Consider the following 23,129-nt stretch of genomic DNA (forward strand, 5'->3'; position numbering starts at 1 on the left):
AGGGATTCCGCGGCTTCTGCTTAACCTGTCCTGAAATATAGCAATGCTTATGGTCACCTGTCGCCCCCCGGGAGGCCTTCGGGAGTCTTTGCCTAAGTACCCGCCGGTAGGTTTGATCCGCTGGTCAAAGCGTGGTTCTTATTCCCGGCCCGCTGCGAGGACTGTCTCCGCTGTTGCCTCGGCAATGGCTTCCTCCTCATCGGTGGGGACCACCAGTACCTCAATGGCCGAGTCCGCTGTGCTGATGCGCCGGGTGTCCTTGGAGGGCGAGGCGTTCGCCTCTTCATCCAGCCGCACGCCGAGCGCACCAAGATGCTTTAGGACCCTGGCCCGGTAGGGGTCGTCGTTCTCGCCGATTCCGGCGGTGAAGACGATCGCCTTGGCGCCGTCCACGGCCACGTGGTAGGCGCCGATGTACTTGGCCAGCCGGTACGCAGAGATTTCCAGCGCCAGCTCAGCCTGCCCGTTTCCTCCGTCAGCCTCAGCCGTAAGTTCCCGCATATCCGCCGCCCCGCCCAGGGCCAGGAGCCCCGACTCGCGGTTGAGCAGGTCATCCAGCTCTTCGGCCGTGTACCCCTCTCGTTCCAGGAACACCAGGACCGAGGGGTCGATGTCCCCACTGCGGGTTCCCATCACAAGTCCGGCCAGCGGGGTGAAGCCCATGGAGGTGTCGATGCTGCGCCCCTCCTTCAAGGCGGTAACGGACGCGCCGTTGCCCAGGTGCGCCACGATGCCGTCGAACCGGTCTACCGGTATGCCGAGGAATCCCGCCGCGATTTCACTGACGTACGCGCAGCTGGTGCCGTGGAAGCCGTAGCGCCGGATGCCGTACCGGCGGTAGAGGGTCTGCGGAATGGCGTAACGCCACGCGCGCTCCGGAAGTGTCCGGTGGAACGCCGTATCAAAGACGGCGACCTGGGGGACACCCGGGTACTGTTCGGCGACTGCACGGATTCCCATGGCGCTCGCCGGGTTGTGCAGCGGCGCCAGGGGGCTGAGGCGCTCGATTGCGCGGGTGATTTCGTTGTCTACCAGTACCGGCTGGCTGAAGCGCTCGCCGCCGTGCACCACGCGGTGCCCTACCGCATCGATCCGTTTGTCACCCATGGCATCGCGCACCTGCTCGCTCAGCAGCAGCATTGCCGTGTGGTGGTCCGGAACGTCCCCTTCGCCGATCCGGGCAATGAGGCCCTTGGCCAGGACTTCACGGGTGTCCGTGTCGCGGACCTGGTACTTGAGTGAAGATGAACCTGAATTGACCACCAGAATCAGCATTTAGTCCTCCTGTGCCTGTACGGCTGTAATAGCCACGGTGTTCACGATGTCTTCAACCGTGCAGCCGCGGGAGAGATCATTGACCGGTTTGCGCAGGCCCTGCAGGATCGGTCCGACGGCGACTGCGCCGGCCGACTGCTGCACCGCCTTGTACGTGTTGTTGCCGGTATTCAGGTCCGGGAAGATAAACACCGTCGCCTGGCCCGCGACGGTCGATCCCGGTGCTTTCGACGCCGCCACGGACGCGTCCACAGCGGCGTCGTACTGGATTGGTCCCTCCACCGGCAGGTCCGGGCGCTGCGTGCGGACAATTTCGGTTGCCTGCCGGACCTTTTCCACAGCGCCGCCCTTGCCCGAGGACCCGGTGGAGTAGGAGAGCATGGCTACCCGCGGGGTAATGCCGAACTGTGCCGCGGTCGCAGCGGAAGCCAGGGCGATGTCAGCAAGCTGTTCGGCATCAGGCTCCGGATTCACTGCGCAGTCGCCGTAGACCAGGACCCGGTCCTGCAGCAGCATCAGGAAGACCGAGGAAACGATCTTCACTCCGTCCTTGGTGCGGATGAACTCCAGCGCCGGGCGGATGGTGTTGGCCGTTGTGTGCGCCGCACCGGACACCATTCCGTCGACGCGGCCCAGCTTCACCATCATGGTTCCGAAGTATGCCCCCTGGAGCATACGTTCGTGGGCGTCCTCCAGCGTGACGCCCTTATTGGCGCGCAGCTGCTGGTACTCCCGGGCGAAGTCGTCCCGCAGTCCGCTGGTTGCCGGATTGATGAAGGTTATTCCGCTCAGGTCGATGCCTTCGCTGGCAGCCAATTCCCGGACCTGCATCTCCGGGCCAAGGATGGTCAGCGCGCAGACATCGCGCCGGCGCAGGATCTCCGCGGCGCGGAGGATCCTCAGGTCCAGGCCCTCTGGCAGGACTATATGCTGCCGGTTTGTCCGGGCGCGGACAATGAGCTCGTTCAGGAAACGCAGAGGAGTGGTCTTCTCCGGGCGGGGAAGCTCCAGCCGCTCCAGGAGTTCCTTCTCATCCACGTAGCGCGACCAGACGCCGAGTGCGGCAGCAACCTTCCGCCGCTGCCCGGTGGCGATCTCCCCGCGTACCTGGCTCACGTCGCGGGCCGCCGCGTAGGTGTCGCTGTCCACAGCGAACACCGGGAAGGGTGCCTGCGCCAGCAGGGCCAGGATGCCGGGATCCACGGGAAGCCCGCCGGTGAGGATCATGCCGCTGGGAACAGGGAACTCGGAGGAGAAGGAGGACGCGAGGGCGGCCACCATGACGTCCGCACGGTCGCCCGGGGCGATCACGAGCGAACCGTCCGCTAGCTGGGTGATGAAATTCCCCACGGTCATGGCTGCGACTTTGACGCCGGTCACGTCCCGCTCCAGCGACGTGCTGCCGGCAACCTGCCGGGCATTCAATGCCTTGGAGACCTCAGAGACGGATGGCTGCGAGATCTCGTTCAGCTCGGGCAGCACGTAGACCGGGCGGTGTGACGCCCCGGGCCGGACATGTGCCCGGATTTCATCGACGGCGGACTCCGCGGCCCGGTTGACCATCATCGCCAGGATGTCGCATTTCGCGGCAGTCAGCTCGCGCCGTGCCACGTCCACCGCGTCCGCTACTTCTTCGATGCCTACGTCCAGGCCGTTGACGACGGCGATGACCACTGCCCCCAGGTTATTGGCGAGACGGGCATTGAGGTCAAACTCCAGGGCGACGTCGTGCCCCGAGAGGTCCGTCCCTTCGACGATGACGACGTCGCAATTCGCTGCGATTTCGCTGTAAATTGCCATGCACCGCGCGTCCACTTCGCCGCGTTCACCGGCTACCAGGAGGGCGCGGAGTTCCGGGCGGGTCAGCCCGCCGCGGCAGTTGGAAGTGCTGAGGTTGAAGCGGCGCTGCATCAGGCGGACCACCGGATCGTCGTCGCGGTCCGTTCCCTCCACGATCGGGCGGAAGAATCCCACCCGGTCTGCGTGCCGGTGCAGCATGTCGGCCAGGCCCAGGCTGATCAAAGACTTGCCGGATCCGGGAGTCATGGCGCTTACATAGATACCTCGGGCCATGGAACTGTCCGATCTCTAGGACGGCACCCGCACCGGGGACTTCTGCACGGGCTGTCCCCATCCTCCCAAAGCGAAGTGCACTTCGCTACCGGCCTTCCGCCTACACTTGTATCGTCCGCACTTCTTGCGGCCCGCGAGCCGCTCCCAAGCAACCGCTAAGCAACACAGCAAGGACGAAACGCAGTGAGTCTGTTCCGCACCAAACCCATTGAGCAATCGCTTGCCGACGCCGATGAGGAAGGCCGCCGGCTCAAACGGTCCCTGACCACCTGGGACCTGATGATCATGGGCGTAGCCGTCGCGGTGGGCGCAGGCATCTTTTCGGTCGGCGCCAAGGCAGCCGCACAGTTCTCCGGACCGGCAGTAACGCTGTCCTTCATCCTGGCCGCGATCACCTGCGCGCTGGCCATCATGTGCTACGCCGAGTTCGCCACGGCCATCCCCGTGGCCGGTTCTGCTTACGTGTTCACCTACGCCACGATGGGTGAGCTGATCGCCTGGATCATCGGCTGGAACCTGATCCTGGAACTGTTCACGGCCGGGGCAGTCATCGCCAAGTACTGGGGCATCTACCTCAGTGAAGTCTTTGCGCTGATCGGCTGGAACATCCCGGCCACGATTTCCCTTGGCCCGGTAGACATGACGTGGGGCCCGTTCCTGATCGTGGCGCTGTTCACCGTCCTGCTGGTCATGGGAACCAAGCTTTCCGCCCGGGTCGGCAACGTCTTCACCCTGATCAAGATCGGCGTCGTGCTCTTCGTGATCGTCGCCGGTTTCTTCTACATCGACTTTGCGAACTACACCCCGTTCATCCCGGACTCCGTTTCCACTGAGGCCGCCGGTTCCGAAGGCGTGATGGCGCAGTCGCTGTTCTCCTTCTTCACCGGGGCCGCACCAGCGCAGTACGGCATGCTCGGTGTCTTCGCCGGAGCCGCAGTCGTCTTTTTCGCGTTCATCGGGTTCGACGTCGTTGCTACGTCCGCCGAAGAGGTCAAGGATCCGGGACGCACGCTTCCGCGCGGCATCTTCGCCGGCCTTGCCGTCGTGACCCTGCTGTACATCGGCGTCTCGCTGGCGCTGACCGGCATGGTGTCCTACAAGGAACTCGCGTCCGTGGAGGCCCCGAACCTGGCCACGGCATTCGCTCTGGTCGGCAATACCGGCGCCGCCCAGGTCATTGCGATCGGCTCGCTGATCGGCCTCACCACCGTCATCATGGTGCTGCTCATGGGCCTGGCCCGGGTGGTCCTGGCCATGTCGCGCGACGGCCTGCTGCCGCGCGCGCTGTCCAAGACCAGTTCCAAGCACGCCACCCCGGCCCGGCTGCAGATCCTCTGCGGCGTCCTGGTGGCCCTTGTAGCCGGATTCACCCAGGTGGACCTGCTCGAGGAAATGATCAACATCGGCACCTTGTCCGCGTTCGTTGTGGTCAGCGCCGGTGTCCTGGTGCTGCGCCGCAAGCGTCCGGACCTGAAGCCCGCCTTCCGGGTACCTTTCGGGCCCGTGCTTCCCGTCCTGTCGACGCTGCTGTGCCTGTACCTGATGACGAACCTGTCCGTGGAAACCTGGATCTACTTCATGTTCTGGCTGGCGGCCGGCTTTGCCCTCTACTTTGTCTACGGCCGCCGCCGTTCACGCCTGAACCCGAAGAACCAGGTCCCCGCAGCGGCTGCCGATGGAAAGCCCGGGGAGCAGATCACGGACTAGGGGAGGTCTGCGCCCGGAGCCTGCGATGTTCTGGTTTTCCGCCGTCAGTGGCAGACTGGGCGCATGCTTGTAGCCTTCTCAGTTGCTCCCTCCGGCACCGGCCCGGAAACCGGCCCGGGCGGTCCTTCGGCCGATGCTTCGGTCCACGACGCCGTTGCCGCGGCCGTGAAAATCGTCCGCCAGTCCGGCCTGCCGAACCGCACGGACGCCATGTTCACCACCATCGAAGGTGAGTGGGACGAGGTCATGGATGTGATCCGCCGCGCCACGGAAGCGGTCGGCCGGTACGGCAGCCGCGTTTCCCTGGTCCTGAAGGCGGACATCCGGCCGGGGCACACCGGGGAACTGACCGGCAAGGTCGAGCGGCTGGAACAGGTCCTCGCCGAGGAGGACGAATACCGGGGGCACTCCTAGCCCGCCGGACCGGAAACAACGGGCTCTCCCGAAGCCTAAGCTGGATACATGAGCTTTATGCGCGTCCGGCCGGCGGAGAACTGAATGGGCAGGAAACGTCCCGGCAAGGCGGCACCGAATGAGGTGCCGGATGCCGGCACCGGGCCGGTGCCCGGCCGCCACGAAATCGATACCGGGACCTGCGAGCTGCTGCCTGACCAGTATTCCTCCACAGGCTGGCTGCTGAAGATCAACGGCGTGCATTCCTCGCACATCGACCTGGCGAACCCGCGCGAACTGGACTTTGAGTACATGCGCTGGATTGCGGCGGTGGTGGAGTCCCGCTTCCCCGAAGAGACCCGGCTGCGGGCCCTGCACCTGGGCGGCGGAGCCTGTTCCTTGGCGCGCTACTTCGCCGCCGTCTATCCGGAAGCCCGGCAGGTCGTCGTCGAACTGGACGGCAAGCTGGCTGAACTGGTGCGCGGGTGGTTCGACCTGCCCAGGGCTCCGCTGATGCGGCTGCGCGTGGGAGAGGCCCGCGAAGTCACTGAATCACTCAGCGAAGACAGCCGGGATGTGCTGATCCGGGACGTCTTCGCAGGGGACAAGACCCCGCTGCCGCTGACCTCAGCCGAATTTCTGGTCCATGCCAAAAAGGTGCTGGCAGCGGACGGCCTGTACGTGGTCAACTGCGGTGACTCCCCGGACCTGCGGATGGCCCGCCGCGAAGCCGCGACCATTGCCGCCGCCTTCAGCCACACGGCTATCGTCGCTGATCCGGCGATGCTGAAGGGCCGCCGCTACGGAAACATCATCATCGCCGGCTCGGATGTCCCCTTCGCCCAGGACGCGTCACTGCCGCGGCGCCTGCTGGGCGGCGCCCTGCCTGCGCAGCTCTGGGACGACAAGCTGGTCCGGTCCTTCGCCGGCAGCTCCAAGGTGATCCACGACGCCGAGGCCCCGCGCACGGTGCGGCCGGCGTAGCTCCCTGCCTGCAAAAACGGGTGCCCCGGCCGCATTGGCCGGGGCACCCGTTTTTTGTGCGCTTTGTCTGCGCTTTGTGTCCGGCAGGGACTAGATGATGCCGAGTGCGGCTTCGATCGGTCCGACGCAGAAGAACAGCACGAAGGCGGCGGAGACAACCCACATCACCGGGTGGATCTCCTTGGCGCGGCCCTGGAAGATGCGGATCAGCACGTAGGAGACGAATCCGGCGCCCAGCCCGTTGGCGATCGAGTAGGTGAACGGCATGAGCACGATCGTCAGGAAGGACGGCAGCGCCAGGCCAATGTCGGTCCAGTCAATCTTGGCCACCTGGGAGACCATGAGGTAACCGACGACTACGAGCGCCGGTGCCACGGCTTCGAACGGCACCAGGTAGATCAGCGGCGTCAGGAACATTGCTGCGAGGAACAGCAGGCCCGTGACGATCGAGGCCAGCCCGGTTCGTGCACCTTCACCGATGCCGGCGCCTGACTCCACGAACAACTGGTTGGAGGACACGCTGGCACCGCCGCCGACGATGGCGCCGGCTGCGTCCACGAGCAGCACCCGCTCGGTATTCGGGATGTTGCCGTCCTTGTCGATGCTGCCGGCCTCGGTGGAGAGTCCGACCATGGTGCCCATGGCATCGAAGAAGATGCTGAGCAGGATGACGAAGGCCAGCAGGGAGGCGCCGATGACGCCAAGCGTCTCGAACGATCCGAACAGGTTGAAGTTGCCGATCAGGGACAGGTCCGGAGCAGCCCATTCGGGCATGCTGGGGGTGACCAGGGACCAGCCGGTGGCAACGCCTGCGCCCTGGTTTCCGGGAGGCGCGACGGCTTCGATGATGACGGCCAGGACCGTGGAGGCCAGGATGCCGATGAGAATGGCGCCGCGTGTCCTGCGGGCCATCAGCACGATGGTCAGGACCAGTCCGAAGACGAAGACGAACGTGGGCCAGCCAAGCAGCACTCCGCCTGCACCAAGTTCGACCGGAACGGTGGTCCCGGCGACGTCGGGGATGCGGCGGACGAAGCCGGCGTTCACGAACCCGAGCAGGGCGATGAACAGGCCGATGCCCGCCACGATGGCAGTCTTGAGGCTCGCGGGGACTGCCTTGAACACCGCCGTCCGGAACCCTGTCAGCACCAGGATGAACATGGTGATGCCGGCGAGGACCACCAGGCCCATCACATCCGGCCAGGTGAGGTTCTCGTTGGTGGCAACGGTAGCGGCTACGAAGGCGTTGACGCCGAGGCCTGTGGCCATGGCAAAGGGGTGCTTGGCCCAGGCGCCCATGACGATGGTCAGGACACCTGCCACGAGTGCGGTGGCCGCGGCAATCGCCGGCCCGCCAAGGGCACGGCCGGAACCGTCCTCGCCGCCGAGGATAAGCGGGTTCAGCACCACGATGTAGCTCATCGCGAAGAACGTGGCCAGACCGCCGCGGACCTCGGTAGCTACCGTGGAACCCCGCTTGGAGATCTCGAAATACCGGTCCAGCCTGGAACCTTGTTTGAGCATGACGGCTTTCCCTCTGAATATGTTCTGGTTGGGACGGGAGAATCCTGCATTTTCGATAGTAGTCCTGCTGGGGGCTTGGGCTTTAACCGGCTGGGCGCGTGAAAGAAATCTGCAGCAACCGAGCGCGTCGGACGAGTAGTCTGGCACTAGGAGCGCAGCCGACGGAGGCTGGGCACGTGCATCCGAAGGGAGCCGGTATGTCCGATTCTGAATGGGAAGCGGCCTCGGCCCGGGCTGGGATCGTCGTGGGAGTTGACGGGTCGGACCAAAGCATCTGCGCGTTGACCTGGGCAGCGCGCGAAGCCCGTCGCCGCAGCGTTCCCCTGCACGTTGTCACCGCGTACACAGTTCCCATTTTTGCCGCCTCCTCGATGGACGCCGGCTACACCGCCGTGGACGACGCCGTGATCCGTGACGGTGCACGCTCGGTCCAGGAGAAGGCGCTGGCCCGCATTTCACGGGACGGCCTGGAAATCGTGCCGCGGGTTGAAAGCGGTGATGCCTCGGCCGTGCTGCTGGAACTCTCGGAGGACGCGGACCTGATGGTGGTCGGTTCCCGCGGCCGCGGCGGTTTTGTGGGCCGCCTGCTGGGCTCCGTCTCGAGTGCCCTGCCCGCACACGCCAAGTGCCCCACCGTCGTCGTCCCGCTCCGCACTGCCGGAAGGCTGCCCGAATCCGGTGTCCAGGCCCCCGCAGGCAGTCCGGTGGCCGATGATGTCCACCAGGCGGTCGTGGTGGGCGTCGACGGATCGGAGCAGGGCCGCGCCGCCTCACTGGTTGCGGCGGAACAGGCCAGGAGCACCGGGTTGCCGCTGCGGATCGTGTGCGCCCTCCCGCCGTTCAGCGGCTCGCTGGCTTGGGTTCCCGCCCCACTGGATCTTGACGCACTTCACGCGGAAGTGATGGAACAGCTCTCCGCGGGCCGGAACTGGCTGCAGAGCCATTTCCCGGACGTGGAAATGAGCGTGGAACTGGTCGACGGACCCCCGGCCGAGGTGATGGTGGCCCGGACGGCCAACGTCGAACTGGTGGTGCTGGGTACCCGGGGCCGCGGCGGGTTCACGGGCATGCTGCTCGGCTCGACCAGCCAAAGCGTGCTGCACCACGCCAAGGGGCCGGTCATGGTGGTTCCGGACCGGGATGATTCCCGCCTGGCGGACCGGGAGACGTTCGGCCCGATGGCCGAGGAGTAGCCGAAGTCCTCAGGCGTGCCGTTCACCTTCGTGGACGGCATGCCGCTCCGGCTCCAGCTGGAAGGTGCAGTGCTCGGTATCGAAATGGCTGGCCAGGCAACTGCCCAGCCGGTCCAGGATCGTATCCATCCCGCCGGGGGTCAGGTACGCCTCGTCCACCACCACGTGCGCGGAGAACACCGGGACGCCGGAGGTGATGGTCCAGATATGGATGTCGTGGGCATCGCTCACGCCGTCAACCCGGACAATGTGCTCCCGGATCATCGCGACATCCACCCCCTGCGGTGTCGCCTCCAGCAGGACGTCGATAACCTCCCGCAGCAGCGACCAGGCGCGCGGCAGGATCATCAGCGCGATGAGGAACGAAGCCCAGACATCTGCCTGCTGATAACCGGTGAGCATAATCACGACGGCGGAGACCACCACAGCGGCCGAGCCCAGCAGGTCGCCCAGGACCTCCAGATAGGCGCCGCGTACGTTGAGGCTCTCCTTCCGCCCGCCCTGGAGGATGAACAGCGAAACCAGGTTGGCCAGCCCGCCGACGATCGCCGCAAAGAGCATGATCCCGGTCTGGACCTCGGGTGCGTCCCCGATCCGGCGGACCGCCTCGGTGAAGATCACGACGGCAATGACAATCAGCAGCACTGCATTGGCCAGGGCGGCCAGCACTTCGGCACGCTGATAACCGTAGGTCCGCCTGTCAGTTGCTGGCCGGCCCGCGATCCAGGCAGCCAGCAGCGCAATGGAGACGCCGGCGGCGTCGGAAAGCATGTGCCCAGCATCCGCCAGCAGGGCCAGGGAGCCGGAGGCAAGGGCTCCGGCGGTCTGGATCAGCACCACCGACATCGTGATCAGGAAGACGGCAAGGAGCCGGCGGCGGTGCCTGCCGGTTGCCGTGCCGGAAGGCAGGCCGTGGCTGTGGCCGGAATGATCGCCCATACTTACAGGCTAGCCCCAGCCGAGTTCGTGCAGCCGTGCGTCGTCGATCCCGAAGTGGTGGGCTACCTCGTGAATGACGGTGATACGGATTTCATCCACAAGCTCATCCCGCGTTTCACACATGCGGGTCAGCGGGCCGCTGAAGATGACGATCCGGTCCGGAAGGGAACCCGCACCCCACCAGGAATCCCGTTCGGTCAGGGGCGTGCCGTCATAGAGCCCCAGCAGTTCCGTACCCGGGTCTTCGTGCGGGCCAGGAACGTACTCGTCCTCAATGAAGACCGCGACGTTGTTCATCGCCTTGGCGAGGTCCTCAGGAATGGAATCCAAGGCGTCGTCGACCGCGGCTTCGAAGTCATCAAGGCTCATCTCAATCGGCACTTTTCCACTGTAGTCTGCGCTGGGCGGCCCGGGTCTGTGCACCGTCATTCGGCGCTGCCGGAACACGATTTTGGAAATCGCCGAAGTAGGCCCTATAGTTTTATAGGTCCGCAGCCGGGAAATGCGACTGGAACCGAGAAGCCTCGGAGCCAGCCAAGTTGAACGCTGCGTGTTCTGAGCCCCCATCGTCTAGCGGCCTAGGACACCGCCCTTTCACGGCGGCGGCACGGGTTCGAATCCCGTTGGGGGTACTCACGGAAGTGGTAAATCACCGGCCGAAAAGCTGGTAGAGTTGACACTCGTGAAATGCAAGGCCCTGTAGCGCAGTTGGTTAGCGCGCCGCCCTGTCACGGCGGAGGTCGCGGGTTCAAGTCCCGTCAGGGTCGCTCAGATTTTCTGAAGCGATTTGGAAGATCTCGGTGATCATCTTTTCGATGATGCCCGGCTCTGTAGCTCAGTTGGTAGAGCGTTCGACTGAAAATCGAAAGGTCACCGGATCGACGCCGGTCGGAGCCACCAGCTAAAAACCCCGTACTCAGTGAGTGCGGGGTTTTTCTTTGCCCGGGACGAGTCCTGGATTCTTCTTCCTTCGCGTTGGCGGCTGTGGTTTTATGCGAAGGGGGAATCAAACCGCCGGCGGGCCTGACAGGGCCGCCAGAGGAGGCGAAATGCCCGGTTTGCAGGCGGCCCCCGGCACACCGGGCCCGGAAAAGTCCCAGCCATGAAACCGGCGCACGGCGACGGCGCCCAGGAGGCACCGTTCAACGGGCGGCTTGCACTGCTGCTGGCCATGGCAATGTTCGTGCTCGTGGTCGACACCTCAATCATGAACGTCTCCATCTCGGCGGTGGTGCACGACGTCGGCGCCACGGTCAGCGGGCTGCAGTCGACCATCGCCCTTGAAGCGCTGGTGTCTGCTGCCTTCATCCTGATCGGCGGCAAGATCGGCGACCTGTTCGGGCGCAAGCGGGCCTACCTCATTGGACTGGTCTGCTACGCGGTCGGAGCCGTGGCGATGACCCTGGCCCAGAGCCTGCTGCCGATCATTATCTTCTGGGCCGTGATCGGCGGACTGGGGGCGTCGCTGCTGCTGCCCTCCATTCAGTCCCTCATCCACGGCAACTTCGAGGGAGCCGCGCAGCAGCGGGTCTACGCCCTGGTTGGCGCCTCGGCGGCGATCGCCGCAGCGGTCGGGCCGCTGCTGGGCGGCTTCATCACCACGTTCCTGTCCTGGCGTGTGGCCTTCCTGCTCGAAGCCCTCGTCATCGCCGTCGTGCTGGCCGGCATCAAGCTCGTTCACGATGTTCCCTATGAGGGGCCGCGGACCCTGGATGCCGTTGGATCGCTGCTGTCCATCCTGGGGATGGGCGGTATCGTGCTGGGCATCCTCGTCTGGCAGGAGGGCGGTGAAGCGGTAGGGGCGCTGCTGGCCGCCGGCGTCGTCGGGCTGGGCTCGCTCGTCTACTGGCTGGTCCGGCGCAAGCGGCGGGGCAGGCCCACCCTGCTGGACCCCGGCCTTTTCCGGTCGAAAGGCTTCCGGTTTGGCGCCACCGGGCAAATGCAGCAGCAGATTGCCCTGGGCGGCACCATGATTGTGCTGCCCATCTATCTGCAGATGGTGCTCGGCTACAACGCCATGGAATCGGGGCTGTCCATTGCCCCGCTCTCACTGACCATGTTCGCCGTCGCACTGCTTGCTGGAAAACGGGCGGCGAAGCGGCGCCCTGCCAGCCTGATCAGATGGGGTTTCCTCCTCCTGGTTGCCGGACTCGTGCTGCTCCTTCCGGTGATACCGCGTGCGGACTCCGGGTGGTGGCTCCTTCTCCCGCTGCTCATCGCCGGAGCCGGGCTGGGGCTGCTGGTCTCCCAGCTGAACAACTACACCCTGTCTCCGATCTCCGACGAACGGGTCAGCGAGGCGGCCAGCGTGAACTCCGCCGCCGGTTCCTTTGGCCTGTCCTTCGGGCTCGCGTTTGCCGGCGGCATCATGCTGGCGGCTCTGTCCATCATCTTCACCGGCCTGGCGGAGTCCAGCACGGTACTCCCGGCCGCTGAACAGCAGCAGGTGGCCCGGGTGCTCGAAGACGACGCGCAGCTCCTCAATGACACCCAGCTCCAGGAGCTCCTCACCGGCCAGCCGGAGCAGATCCGGGAGGAAATCCTCCGTATCAACACGGAGGCCAGGCCCCTTGCCCTGCAGATCGCGCTGTCCATCCCGATACTCGCCGGCACCCTGGGTCTGCTTACGTCTTTCCGGATGCAGCGGCTCCGGGACCCCGGGCCCAAAGGCGGCGGAACCGTCCAGGACTGAGGAAAGCGGTCCGCTGCGGGGGAGTATCCGGCGGAGCCCTTTCCTTCGCGTGCCGTCCCCGGTTCACTGGTAGGTCCGATCAATTGGAGGACAAAGATGTTTCCAAGCACCGAAAGATACGAATGGGATTCCGTGGGCCCGCCCGAAAACCTGGAACTCAGCGAAGCCGAGTGCTGGTCACTGCTCGCGGGAGCGGACACCGGACGTGTGGCGTTCCTGCAGGACGGCCGGCTGATGGTTTTCCCGGTGAGCTACCTTGTGCATGACCAGTGCGTGTATTTCCGCACCAGTGCCGACAGCGGACTGGCTCTGCTTCCGGGGGACCTGAACACATCTTTCCAAACCGATTCGCACGACGTCGGCCGTATGGAGGGCTGGTCGGTGCTGGTGAGCGGGCCGGCCAACCGCGTGCAGGACGAAACGCTGCTCACGACTTTGTGGGGGCTCCGTGCGCAGGCACCCTACGGCGGAGGCGCGCGCAACATGTTCGTTGGCATTGAGCCGTCCGTGCTGACCGGCCGCCGGGTGCGGATGGGCTGACCCCTCCCTGCCCAACGAAGCAGGTGAGGGGCTAGGCTTGGCTCTTATGGATGATGCCCAGAAGAATCCCGGGTCCGGTCCCGCCGATCCGGCAGGAATCCCCGCTGTGCCGATGCCGCCCGCGCCGTCGGGTGCGCACCCAGGGTCCGGCGTATCCGCTCCGCCGCCTGGCCCCGGGCCCAAGCGGCAGGAACCCGCCTCCGCGGTCCCTGCCGCCCAGGGCACGGGAACGGGTGCCACGGAGGTGGCCTCCCCAGGCGGCGGCAGAACGGCCATCGCCGAGCAGGCCGTGGCTAAGGTCGCCGCCATAGCCGCGCGCTCCGTGCCGGGCGTTCACGCCCTTGGCACAGGCGGTGCGCGGACCCTCGGTGCCGTGCGTGACGCCGTCGCCGGTTCTGACAGCAGCGCTACCGCCGGCGTGCACGTTGAGGTTGGGGAGACGGAAGCCGCCGTCGACGTGACCCTCGTTGCGGATTACGGCCAGCCGCTGACCGGGATCGCCGACGCGGTGCGGACCGCGGTGTACGCAGCGGTAGAGGACCTCGTGGGGCTGAACGTGGTGGAGGTTAACGTCTCCATTGCCGACGTGCACCTGCCCGAATCCCTGGAAAACCGCGGAACCAAGCGTCCCGCCGGTTCCCCCAGTGCTGAATAACGACGAACGAAGTAAGGCAGGAACAATGAAACCGACTGTGGTGGGCATGGCCGTAGGCGCCGTGCTGGCCTTCACTGCCCTGTTGTTCGACTTCTGGGGCTTCCTGCTCATGGCCCTGTTCATCGCTGTGGGGGCCTTTTTCGGGCGCGCCGCCGAAGGCAAGGTTGACTTCCGCAGCGTACGGGACGCCCTGACCGGACGCCGTTCCTCCTCGTGAGCGCTTCCGTCATGACGCCGCGGGCAGCACAGCGCACGGCGCGGGGGCTGGCCGGGCACAACCGGATCAGCACCCAGGCCCTCACCAGCACGGCCCAGGCAGTTGCTGCAGAGCACTTCGGCGTCCCGGCGTCCCTGGTGCGCGTCACATGGAGTGACGACGAGGGCCTGCTTGCCCTGTCCCTGAGCCTGCCCGTCACCATGCCGCCGCTCGAAGCAGTGGTTAAGGATCCATCCCTCGTGGCACGCACCGGCGGGTCCGTCTGGGATCGCGTGCACGGCGCCAAACCGGTCCTGCTGCAGCGGATTACCTACCTCACCGGTTCGATTCTTTCCCTGGTCGATATCCGGGTCACGGGTGTCCGCGTTCAGGAAGGGAGCCGGGTTCGATGAGCCACTTGGCGGACGCCGGTCCCAACACTCTCTCCAGCGCTCCCTCCGATGCCGCTGCCAAGCGGATCGTTCGCCGCGAAACCCATGCCGCCCGCACCGTGCCTGCAGTCATTGCAGCCGTCCTCGGCATCCTGTTATGCCTGTACGTGCTCCTGGAATCGGTGCTCCAGTCCCTCGGCCAGGAAGAATGGCTGATCGATCCGCCCACGTTCGCCCATTGGCTGGCGGGCCTGCCGCGGGACTCCGATCCGCTCATCCTCGGCCTGGCTGGCGCCCTGATCTTCCTCTGCGGACTCTGGTTCTTCCTGATGGCAGTGATGCCCGGACGCCGTGCCCGGTACTCCATTCCCAATCCCCGTGCCGCCGTCGTGGTGGATGCCGAGGTGCTCGCGGCCTCGCTGGCACGCCGCAGCCGTCTGGCTGCGGGCGTCGCCGCCGGCCAGGTGCTGGTGACGGTGGGCCGCACCCGGGTCGAAGTGCGCATCCGGCCGACCTCCGGTATTCCGGTTGATGCTGACACCGTGCGCTCCGCTGTAGAGGACGAACTCGCGCTGACAGGTTTGGACCCGCAGCCCAGCGTCCAGGTCCAGGTCTCGACTATGGGGGCGATCGGGCAGTGAACCGCACACCCCGCACCCTGAACCGTGCCCTGCTGGGCCTCGCCGGGCTGGTCCTGCTTGCGCTCGGCACCGGCCTGATTCTCCTGAGCACCGATCCGGCAGCGGCCCGCTGGTGGTGGAACACCGGTCCTGCCCTGATGGCCGACGGCGGCCGGGTCCTTGCAGACACGGCCATGCCCGGTCAGTCCCAGAGCTGGCTTTGGCCGCTCCTGGCGCTGGCCATGGCTGTATCCGTGGTCCTGCTGGTGCTGTGGATCTCCGCCCAGGGCAGGGGACGGGTGGACACGCTGGTGGAAGAGTACGACGACGACGGCGCCCCGGGCCGGATCGCCATCAGCGGTGCGGTCCCGGAGCAGGCGCTGAGGGCTGCCCTGCTGCAGGATCCGGACGTCACCTCGGTGGCCGTCAGTACCTGGTCCCTGGGCCGCGGCGGCAACGGGCTTCGCGTACGGATCACTCCGCGGCAGGGGGCCGCGCCGCACCTGATTGCCGCCGACGCAACCAACCTCGTCGACGCACTGGACAGCGCCCTCGGCCGAAGTTCCACCGTACTGATCAGCCTGGATGCAGGACGGCGCTACCGCCTCGGCCGCGAGGAGCGGGTCCGCTAGGGGCTGGTCCGCGGGGCCCGCTTCGGGCTGTGCGGTTGTGGAGGCTAGGAGGCTAGGAGGCTAGGAGGCGCGGGCGAGCTGGCGGATGGGAATCCAGCGGCCGGCCAGCCGGCGGTAGGCTGCAGCGGCACCTGTCATGTCGCCGTCGGCCAGTGATTCGATGCCCAGCCGCACATCGGACGGTGAATCGTCCGGATAGACCAGCTCGGCAACGGGCCCGTAATCCAGCTCCAGAACGGCATCCGGCGAAAAGACTTCCAGCCAGGTGACCAGGTCCGTCAGCTCATCCAGCAGGTCCAGTTCGGGTGCTGCCAGCGCCAGGGCGGCCGCAGCGTGCCGTGCCCGGTCAATGCACTGCGGGATCGGCGCGGACATCCGCACCGTGAGCACCCTGCCGTCGTCCTCCACGACATCGGTTGCGTCGTCCTCGTGGATCAAAATGAACCAGCCGAACGGCACTCCCCAGGTCGCTGAGCGGGTGTGCAGCTTGGCCAGCGAATCAGCGAACGAGTCGGGGTCGATACGCGCGGCGTGGGCTTCCCGGGCCACTTCGGGCAGCAGGACATCCACCAGGGGACCGTTGACCGTCTCGCCCAGGGACTCCGCAGCCAGCGAGGTCCGCACGGCCAGCTGGTTGGGGCAGTACAGGCGCGTGGTGCTGCCGTCCGGCCGCGGATGGTGCAGCACCCGCACCAGGTCACCGGAGGTGTGGGGAAAAGGATCCGACACCGGGCGGACGAGCCGGCGTACGGCGTCGCTGCGCTCCAGGACTTCGGTCTCATGCCTGGCGCGGGAACGCTGGTCAAGGATGCGCAGCTGCTGGGCGTCGTCGAACGCATCCAACGGTTCGTAGACGCGCAGATAGGACACGTACGGGAAGGTACGCCACACGGTAGCCTCCGGCGCCCCTGCCATCGCTAGTCCAGTTCCACGATCACGGGTGCATGGTCGGAAGCGCCTTTGCCCTTGCGTTCCTCGCGGTCGATGCTGGCGCCCGTGACCCGGGCCGCCAGCGCGGGGGAGCCCAGCACGAAGTCGATGCGCATGCCTTCCTTCTTCGGGAAGCGCAGCTGGGTGTAATCCCAGTAGGTGTAGACGCCGGGACCCTCGGTGTACGGGCGGGCCAGGTCGTGGAAGCCGGCATCCAGGAACGACTGGAAGGCAGCACGTTCCGGTTCGGTCACGTGCGTGGCGTTCTGGGCGCGGAACCAGTCAATGTCCCAGACGTCCTCATCCCGCGGAGCGATGTTCCAATCGCCCATCAGCGCCAGGTTCAGCTCCGGATCGTCCTTGATCCATGAGGCAGCCTGGTCCTTGAGGATCTTCAGCCATTCCAGCTTGTAGGGCATGTGCGGATCGCCGACAGCGCGGCCGTTGGGAACATACAGGCTCCAGACCCGCACTCCGCCGCACGTGGCGCCAATGGCCCGGGCTTCGGCCACAGTGGTTTCTTCGGTCTTGCCGAAGTGCGGCTGGCCCGGGAAGGTCCGCTCGACGTCCTCGAGTCCCACCCGGGAAGCGATGGCGACGCCGTTCCACTGGTTCAGGCCGAAATGGGCCACTTCGTAGCCGTTGAACTCGAAGACCTCCCACGGGAAGTTCTCATCCTTCGCCTTCGTCTCCTGGATGGCCAGGACATCGACGTCGGAGCGCTGCAGCCAGGCTTCAACGCGGTCGGCACGGGCGCGGATGGAGTTCACGTTCCAGGTAGCAATCTTCACCCTTGCTACGTTACCCAATCAGGGCAAGGGGGTCCTACGGGAGTGCATGTGTCGTTTACCCCTTGTGGGTGGTGCTGGTAGGTGCTTCGTGCGGCACCCGGGTGCCGCCCGGGCGCCGCCCGGCGGGCGGACCGGAACGGCGGCAACGAAATTCCTGTGCTCGCAGGGCTCTCAAGGAATATTAAAGCCGCCTAACCCGGCCCGTCCGCCGGACTGCTTGGGTGCGTGACGGGCCAAGTGGGTGCCCACTTGTGGAAACCCGAACGGTCCGCCGGAGGGGTCGGTCGGCGATTGGTCCGCTAGCTGTAGGTTGCATGCCGGGTGGCAGTCATCCTCTGGTTGCGCATCCTTTGGGGAGATAACGCTGGATGGGGAGGGGTCCGCAAAACCATTGGGGAGATAACGTCCCTTAGGGGGCCGAATAAGAGCGTTATCTCCCCAAAGGATGACGGAGGACCCCTCTAAAGAGCGTTATCTCCCCAATGGATGACCGGCTTGCGCCAAGGCATCGCCCGGGTGGCCCGACCCCCCCCCGGGTGGCCCGACCCCCCCGGTTGTCTCGGCATCTCAGGGAGCGCCGTGGGAACGGAGCTGCGTGGTGAGAGCGTGGGCGTGCTTCAGGAGGAGGCGGCCGAGTTCGGGGCGGCGCTGCTCGGTGAAGCGTGAGCCGATCCCGGTGAGGCTCAGGGCCCAGGCTGGCTGGCCTGCACGATCGAAAACCGCGGCACCCATGCCCCAGCTTCCTGTGACGATGAGTTCCGGGTTCACTGCGTAGCCGGCGGCACGGGTTTCGGCGATCCTGTCCCTCAGTGCTTCACTGTCGTGGGCCGGGCCGAACTCCCGGGAGAGATCGGCAGTGGACAGGTAGCGTTCCACGGCGTCTTCCCGTAGGAACGCCAGGATCGCAAGCCCGGCCGACGCAACACCGAGGGGAAAGCGCTTGCCCTCGAACAGCACGAACGAGCGGATTGGAAACGCGCCGTCCTCGCGCAGCAGGCAAACAGTCTCGTCACCGCGGCGCACCGAGAAAAAGGCGCTCTCCCCGGTCGCTTCAGCCAGTGCCTTCACATGTTCACGGGCGACGCCGGTGACGTCGTAGCGCTCGGCTGCCACAGACCCCATCAGGTACAGTTCCGGACCCAGAAGCCAGCGGCCGGCTGAATGGTCGTGATCCAGGAAGCCCTCCTCGGCGAGGGACGCCAGGAGCCGGTGGACGGTCGGCCGCGGCAGGGAGGTGGAGCGGGCGACGTCGCTGGTACTGATCCCGTGCGGCATGGCCGCACTCACCGTGCGCAGCACCTCGGAAAGGCGCCGGACGACCTGTGCGCCCTGGATGCCGTTTGTCTTGTCCATATTATGAACACCTTCCCCGGTGGTGGTCACCATCTGAGCACTTTCGCTCCCCAGACACTAATCCATTGACCTTGATTTCCACGTCAGGCTAGCGTCCAAGGATCCACGGTCAGTGGTCCACATTATGGTCGAAAGGATGTCCTATGGGGTCGAAAGTGTATGAGAGCACGGCGGAGGCCCTGGGCGGCACCGTCCGTGACGGTATGACGATCGCCGTCGGCGGGTTCGGTTTGAGCGGCATCCCCGGCAACCTCATCGCGGCGCTGCGGGACAGCGGGGCTACCGGGTTGACCATCGTTTCCAACAACATGGGTGTGGACGGCAAGGGGCTCGGCCTGCTCCTGGAAAACCGGCAGGTCCGAAAGGTCCTGGGGTCCTACGTGGGGGAGAACAAGCTCTTCGCGGAGCAGTACCTTTCCGGCGATCTGGAGGTGGAGTTTGTTCCGCAGGGCACCCTTGCGGAGCGGCTGCGTGCCGGTGGGGCCGGCATTCCGGCGTTTTACACTCCTACCGGAGTCGGCACGCCGGTGGCTGAGGGCAAGCCCGAAATGGAGTTCGACGGCAGACGGGCAATTCTGGAGCGCGGGATCGTGGCGGACTTGGCCTTGGTCCGTGCGCACCGGGCGGATCCAGAGGGGAATCTCCGGTACCGGATGACGGCGCAGAACTTTAATCCGCTGGTGGCTGCTGCCGGACGCGTCACCATAGCCGAGGCGGAAGAAATCAGCCGGGACTATCTTGAGCCCGACCGGATCCACACACCTGGCATCTACGTGCAGCGTGTAGTGGCCGTGGAGGATACCCATAAGCACATCGAGCAGCGGACCGTCCGGGTCCGGGTGGAGGCCTAGAACATCATGTGGACACGGGACGAAATGGCGGCCATCGCCGCAGCAGAACTGCAGGACGGGCAGTACGTCAATCTCGGCATCGGCATTCCCACCCTCGTGGCGAACCACTTGCCGTCCGGCGTCAGCGTTTTCCTGCAAAGCGAGAACGGGCTGCTCGGCATGGGCCCCTTCCCCTATGAGGGTGAGGAGGACGCCGACCTGATCAACGCAGGAAAGCAGACCGTCACGGTGCTCCCTGGCGGCAGCTTCTTCGACTCGGCGACGTCTTTCGGAATGATCCGCGGCGGGCATGTGCAAACGGCTATCCTCGGAGCGCTGCAGGTTTCCGCCGCCGGAGACCTGGCGAACTGGACCATTCCCGGCAAGCTCGTCAAGGGAATGGGCGGCGCCATGGACCTGGTCGCCGGCACCCCTCGGGTCATCGTCATCACTGACCATCTGGCCAAGGACGGGTCCTCCAAGATCGTCCCGGAGTGCGACCTCCCGCTGACCGGCGTCGGCGTCGTGGACCGCATCATCACCGACCGCGCCGTCTTCGACGTCGAGGACGGCACCCTGATCCTCCGCCGCCTCGCGCCCGGCCTGGAAGTGTCCGACGTCGAAGCCATCACTGCGGCCACTTTCACCACCCAGTTGGACTCCCTCAGCCCGGCCTAGGCGCTCAAGCGACACCGGGTCCGGACGGGCCGGGTTAGGCGGCGCTCTACCTACTCAACGGACGGGGAGGCAACGGGTCCGGACGGGCCGGGTTAGGCGGCTTTAATACTCCAAGCGAGCTCTGCGAGCGAGGAGTTTCGTTGCCGCCGTTCCGGCCCGACCGGACCCACCCCAGCCCACCGCGAAGAAACCTACTTCCACCAACCGTCAAGCAGCGAAACAGGCGTCGTCCGCTTGTGGCGGGTCGCCAGGTACCGCTTCTCGATCTTCTGCGCGGTTTCCTCGGCGACTTCACGGCCTTCGAGGTAGTCGTCGATCTCTTCGTAGGTGATGCCGAGCTCGGTCTCATCGGTCTGGCCGGGAACGCCGTCGAGCAGGTCGGCCGTGGGCACCTTGCCGACCAGCTTCTCCGGAGCACCCAGGGCCGCGAGCACTTCCCGCACCTGCCGCTTGTCCAGAGTGAACAGCGGCAGGACGTCCGCGCCGCCGTCGCCGTACTTCGTGAAGAAGCCGGTCACGGATTCGGCGCCGTGGTCGGTGCCGATCACCAGGAGGTTGTGTTCTCCGCCGAGCGCATACTGCGCCGTCATGCGGACCCGGGCCTTGATGTTGCCCTTGTTGAAGTCGCTGATGCTCTCACCGCCCATGGCGGAATAGGCCTTCTCGAAGCCGTCCACGGCATCTCCAATGTTGAAGGTCCGCAGGGTCTTGGGCTGGATGAAGTCGAGTGCGGCCTGCGCGTCGTCCTCATCGTGCTGTACCCGGTAGGGCAGGCGCAGGGCGATGAAATCGGCGTCGATGCCCTCAGCGTTGAGTTCCTCAACGGCGAGCTGCGCCAGGCGTCCGGCCAGGGTGGAATCCACCCCGCCGCTGATGCCCAGGACAAACCCTTCGGTGCGGGAGGCACGCATGTAGTCCTTGAGGAAGTCCACCCGGCGGCGGATCTCAGCCTGCGGATCGATGCTGGGACGCACGCCCATTTCGGCAATGATCTGTGCTTGTAGTTCGCGCATGGCGTTCAGCCTATACAAGTCGGTCTTTTGCGGGGGAGGCCTTCTGCACTCTGTGACGTGCTGCGGGCTCCCGGACAAGGGCCGCCGCCGGGCGCTCCGATAGGATTACGGGCATGACTTCGCCGCAGACTGCCGCCTCCCGTGCCCGCCTCCTGGAACTGATCAAGGAGCTTGCCGTGGTCCGGGGAAAGGTCATCCTTTCCAGCGGAAAGGAAGCCGACTACTACATTGACCTGCGCCGGGTGACCCTGCACCACGAAGCGTCCCAGCTGGTTGGCGAAGTCATGCTGGACATGATCAACACCGCCGGGATTTCCTTCCAGAGCGCCGGTGGACTCACCATGGGCGCCGATCCCGTGGGCACCGCCGTGATGAACGCGTCCGTCCGTGCCGGCGGCACCGTCGACGCCTTTGTGGTCCGCAAGGCGCAGAAGTCCTACGGGATGGGCCGACAGGTGGAAGGTCCGGATGTTGCCGGCCGCGACGTCGTCGTGCTGGAGGACACCTCGACTACGGGTGGCTCCGCGCTGACCGCCGTGGAGGGTGTGCGCAACGCCGGAGGCAACGTGGTGGCGGTGGCCGTGATCGTGGACCGTGACACGGGCGCCAAGGAGCGTATCGAAGCCGAAGCCGGCATTCCGTACCTGTTCGCTTTCGGCAAGGACGAGCTCGGACTCGACTAATTCCTAGACGCGGTAACGGGAGCCTATGACCGACGATCCAGCTAAGCTCCTCCGCACTGCGGAGAGCCTGGGACGCTTCTCCCGGCGGCGGTTCCTTGTCGGGGCCGGTGCAGGCCTTGCACTGGCGGCCGACCTTTTTGTCACCCGGCTGATCCAGGAGCAGCGTGAGCGGCTGGAGATCATTCCAGTGCGCGACGACGCGGCGGCCTCGCGCTTTCCGCGGGCCATGTGGTTCCTCTTTCCGGGCTACAAAACGAGCTGGGAAGAGGCAGTCTGGGTCCTGAATTCGCTGCGCCCCGCGCTGGCCACCCGCGGCCAGATGGCGGCAGTCGGTTATTCGAACAACGGCCTGGACGTGGATGTCATGGAAGCGGAAGTGTTCCGTTACATCCGCACCCGGCGGATCAACCGGGTGTACTTCTACGGCCACAGCTTCGGCGGCATGCTGGCGGTGGAGATGGCCGCGCGGCTGCTGGCCCGCGGAGTGCAGGTGGAACTCATCATCCTGGACTCCAGCCCCTCCGGGCGTTTCGACGTCCTGGATGCCCGGATGATCGAAGGCGTCGTCCTGCTGTACGAGGCCGGCTACCGCATCCCCAGCGCCTTGCGCGGCGGCTATGAGCTGGGCGAGCGGATCCTGCACAAGGACGAACGCAGCTGGAACACCGTGGTGGACCAGACGCTGGAGCAGCTCTCCCCGCTCGCGCCGTCGAGCACCCTGATCCAGTCGGAATCGTCCTATATCTACCATTACGACGCCGCGGCCTACGCGGGTGCCATCGGGAACGCCGACCTCGCGTACATAGGCAACCCGGACGACGCGACAGTGAACTACTACACCGCGCGGGCCCGCTGGACGGAGCTGTTCGGGCCGAACATGGTGGAGAACTCGCTGATCACCCGGGGAGCCCTTCCGGCACATGCCAGTCCGCAGTGGAATCCGCTGGTCTACCAGGAGGTGGTGGATCAGGTGCTCACTGCCTACGCCCCGCTCCCGGCGGTCGGCGGCGACGGGCAGAAGAAGCCCTTCTAGCGC

At 65.8% G+C, this 23,129-nt stretch carries 24 protein-coding genes and 3 tRNA genes; 18 read left to right on the forward strand and 9 right to left on the reverse strand.

Features of this window, described 5'->3' with window-relative positions; genetic code table 11:
• Window positions 1-138: 138 nt before the first annotated feature.
• Together NF551_RS00705 and pta are read right to left on the reverse strand one after the other, a co-directional pair.
• Entirely contained in the window at window positions 139-1,275 is a 1,137-nt protein-coding gene (locus tag NF551_RS00705) for an acetate/propionate family kinase (protein WP_227896557.1), read from the reverse strand.
• Window positions 1,276-3,348, reverse strand: coding sequence for a phosphate acetyltransferase (pta, locus tag NF551_RS00710; protein ID WP_227896558.1), 2,073 nt, complete (start codon window positions 3,346-3,348; stop codon window positions 1,276-1,278).
• Between the two features lie 183 nt (window positions 3,349-3,531).
• Between pta and NF551_RS00715 the strand changes: the two genes are divergently transcribed.
• The 3 genes from NF551_RS00715 (at window position 3,532) to NF551_RS00725 (ending at window position 6,432) form a co-directional block, all read left to right on the forward strand.
• Window positions 3,532-5,055: an amino acid permease gene (locus NF551_RS00715; protein ID WP_227896559.1), complete on the forward strand. Its 1,524-nt coding sequence runs from the start codon at window positions 3,532-3,534 to the stop codon at window positions 5,053-5,055.
• 63 nt (window positions 5,056-5,118) lie between these two features.
• The gene (locus tag NF551_RS00720; protein WP_227896560.1) at window positions 5,119-5,469 is read left to right on the forward strand and encodes a thiamine-binding protein; all 351 of its coding nucleotides are present in this window, start codon (window positions 5,119-5,121) and stop codon (window positions 5,467-5,469) included.
• 84 nt (window positions 5,470-5,553) lie between these two features.
• Window positions 5,554-6,432 carry a spermidine synthase gene (locus NF551_RS00725; RefSeq protein WP_227896561.1) on the forward strand — a complete coding sequence of 293 codons (879 nt, stop codon included), beginning with the start codon at window positions 5,554-5,556 and terminating at the stop codon, window positions 6,430-6,432.
• 90 nt (window positions 6,433-6,522) lie between these two features.
• Here the strand turns inward: NF551_RS00725 and NF551_RS00730 are convergent, their stop codons facing one another.
• A complete protein-coding gene (locus NF551_RS00730; protein WP_227896562.1) occupies window positions 6,523-7,956 on the reverse strand; it encodes an NCS2 family permease in 1,434 nt (477 codons plus the stop codon).
• Window positions 7,957-8,153: 197 nt separating this feature from the next.
• Between NF551_RS00730 and NF551_RS00735 the strand changes: the two genes are divergently transcribed.
• Window positions 8,154-9,149 (forward strand): universal stress protein, encoded by a 996-nt coding sequence (locus tag NF551_RS00735; RefSeq protein WP_227896563.1) that lies wholly within the window; start codon window positions 8,154-8,156, stop codon window positions 9,147-9,149.
• A 9-nt stretch (window positions 9,150-9,158) separates the two neighbouring features.
• Here the strand turns inward: NF551_RS00735 and NF551_RS00740 are convergent, their stop codons facing one another.
• A complete protein-coding gene (locus NF551_RS00740) occupies window positions 9,159-10,088 on the reverse strand; it encodes a cation diffusion facilitator family transporter (protein ID WP_227896564.1) in 930 nt (309 codons plus the stop codon).
• A gap of 9 nt (window positions 10,089-10,097) precedes the next feature.
• Window positions 10,098-10,517, reverse strand: a complete 420-nt coding sequence (locus tag NF551_RS00745; RefSeq protein WP_227896565.1) for a metallopeptidase family protein — start codon at window positions 10,515-10,517, stop codon at window positions 10,098-10,100.
• Window positions 10,518-10,647: 130 nt separating this feature from the next.
• Between NF551_RS00745 and NF551_RS00750 the strand changes: the two genes are divergently transcribed.
• From NF551_RS00750 to NF551_RS00795, 10 genes are all read left to right on the forward strand, one after another.
• Window positions 10,648-10,720, forward strand: a tRNA-Glu gene (locus tag NF551_RS00750).
• 61 nt (window positions 10,721-10,781) lie between these two features.
• Window positions 10,782-10,855, forward strand: a tRNA-Asp gene (locus NF551_RS00755).
• Between the two features lie 57 nt (window positions 10,856-10,912).
• Window positions 10,913-10,988 (forward strand) — tRNA-Phe (locus NF551_RS00760).
• Window positions 10,989-11,190: 202 nt separating this feature from the next.
• Window positions 11,191-12,780: an MFS transporter gene (locus NF551_RS00765; RefSeq protein ID WP_227896566.1), complete on the forward strand. Its 1,590-nt coding sequence runs from the start codon at window positions 11,191-11,193 to the stop codon at window positions 12,778-12,780.
• Between the two features lie 96 nt (window positions 12,781-12,876).
• On the forward strand, window positions 12,877-13,320 hold the full coding sequence (locus NF551_RS00770; RefSeq protein WP_227896567.1) for a pyridoxamine 5'-phosphate oxidase family protein: 444 nt from the start codon (window positions 12,877-12,879) through the stop codon (window positions 13,318-13,320).
• Window positions 13,321-13,432: 112 nt separating this feature from the next.
• Window positions 13,433-13,975, forward strand: coding sequence for an Asp23/Gls24 family envelope stress response protein (locus NF551_RS00775; RefSeq protein ID WP_423721990.1), 543 nt, complete (start codon window positions 13,433-13,435; stop codon window positions 13,973-13,975).
• Window positions 13,976-14,000: 25 nt separating this feature from the next.
• Complete coding sequence (locus NF551_RS00780; RefSeq protein ID WP_152224870.1) at window positions 14,001-14,192, forward strand: DUF2273 domain-containing protein; 192 nt, start codon at window positions 14,001-14,003, stop codon at window positions 14,190-14,192.
• Window positions 14,193-14,203: 11 nt separating this feature from the next.
• Window positions 14,204-14,584, forward strand: coding sequence for a hypothetical protein (locus NF551_RS00785; RefSeq protein WP_227896593.1), 381 nt, complete (start codon window positions 14,204-14,206; stop codon window positions 14,582-14,584).
• Entirely contained in the window at window positions 14,581-15,204 is a 624-nt protein-coding gene (locus NF551_RS00790; protein WP_227896568.1) for a DUF6286 domain-containing protein, read from the forward strand. The genes NF551_RS00785 and NF551_RS00790 overlap by 4 nt, the downstream gene beginning before the upstream one ends.
• Window positions 15,201-15,815 (forward strand): hypothetical protein, encoded by a 615-nt coding sequence (locus NF551_RS00795; RefSeq protein ID WP_227896569.1) that lies wholly within the window; start codon window positions 15,201-15,203, stop codon window positions 15,813-15,815. The genes NF551_RS00790 and NF551_RS00795 overlap by 4 nt, the downstream gene beginning before the upstream one ends.
• A 60-nt stretch (window positions 15,816-15,875) precedes the next feature.
• Here the strand turns inward: NF551_RS00795 and NF551_RS00800 are convergent, their stop codons facing one another.
• The 3 genes from NF551_RS00800 to NF551_RS00810 all read right to left on the reverse strand — a co-directional run bounded on the left by NF551_RS00800 (window position 15,876) and on the right by NF551_RS00810 (window position 18,889).
• Window positions 15,876-16,730 (reverse strand): DUF8083 family protein, encoded by an 855-nt coding sequence (locus tag NF551_RS00800; protein ID WP_227896570.1) that lies wholly within the window; start codon window positions 16,728-16,730, stop codon window positions 15,876-15,878.
• A 2-nt stretch (window positions 16,731-16,732) separates the two neighbouring features.
• Entirely contained in the window at window positions 16,733-17,536 is an 804-nt protein-coding gene (locus tag NF551_RS00805; protein WP_227896571.1) for an exodeoxyribonuclease III, read from the reverse strand.
• 567 nt (window positions 17,537-18,103) lie between these two features.
• Complete coding sequence (locus tag NF551_RS00810; protein ID WP_227896572.1) at window positions 18,104-18,889, reverse strand: IclR family transcriptional regulator; 786 nt, start codon at window positions 18,887-18,889, stop codon at window positions 18,104-18,106.
• A 143-nt stretch (window positions 18,890-19,032) separates the two neighbouring features.
• On the opposite strand from NF551_RS00810, the gene NF551_RS00815 reads away from it, so the two are divergent.
• Both NF551_RS00815 and NF551_RS00820 read left to right on the forward strand, forming a co-directional pair.
• Entirely contained in the window at window positions 19,033-19,740 is a 708-nt protein-coding gene (locus tag NF551_RS00815) for a CoA transferase subunit A (RefSeq protein ID WP_227896573.1), read from the forward strand.
• Between the two features lie 3 nt (window positions 19,741-19,743).
• A complete protein-coding gene (locus tag NF551_RS00820; RefSeq protein ID WP_279324726.1) occupies window positions 19,744-20,397 on the forward strand; it encodes a CoA transferase subunit B in 654 nt (217 codons plus the stop codon).
• A 191-nt stretch (window positions 20,398-20,588) separates the two neighbouring features.
• Here NF551_RS00820 and nadE read toward each other — a convergent pair whose 3' ends face one another.
• Window positions 20,589-21,410, reverse strand: coding sequence for an NAD(+) synthase (gene nadE, locus NF551_RS00825; protein ID WP_227896575.1), 822 nt, complete (start codon window positions 21,408-21,410; stop codon window positions 20,589-20,591).
• Between the two features lie 113 nt (window positions 21,411-21,523).
• Between nadE and pyrE the strand changes: the two genes are divergently transcribed.
• Window positions 21,524-22,093, forward strand: a complete 570-nt coding sequence (pyrE, locus tag NF551_RS00830; protein ID WP_227896576.1) for an orotate phosphoribosyltransferase — start codon at window positions 21,524-21,526, stop codon at window positions 22,091-22,093.
• Between the two features lie 25 nt (window positions 22,094-22,118).
• Window positions 22,119-23,126, forward strand: a complete 1,008-nt coding sequence (locus tag NF551_RS00835) for an alpha/beta fold hydrolase (RefSeq protein ID WP_227896577.1) — start codon at window positions 22,119-22,121, stop codon at window positions 23,124-23,126.
• The last annotated feature ends 3 nt before the right edge of the window (window positions 23,127-23,129 follow it).

The organism is Arthrobacter caoxuetaonis (assembly GCF_023921125.1).
Taxonomy (GTDB): domain Bacteria; phylum Actinomycetota; class Actinomycetes; order Actinomycetales; family Micrococcaceae; genus Arthrobacter_B; species Arthrobacter_B caoxuetaonis.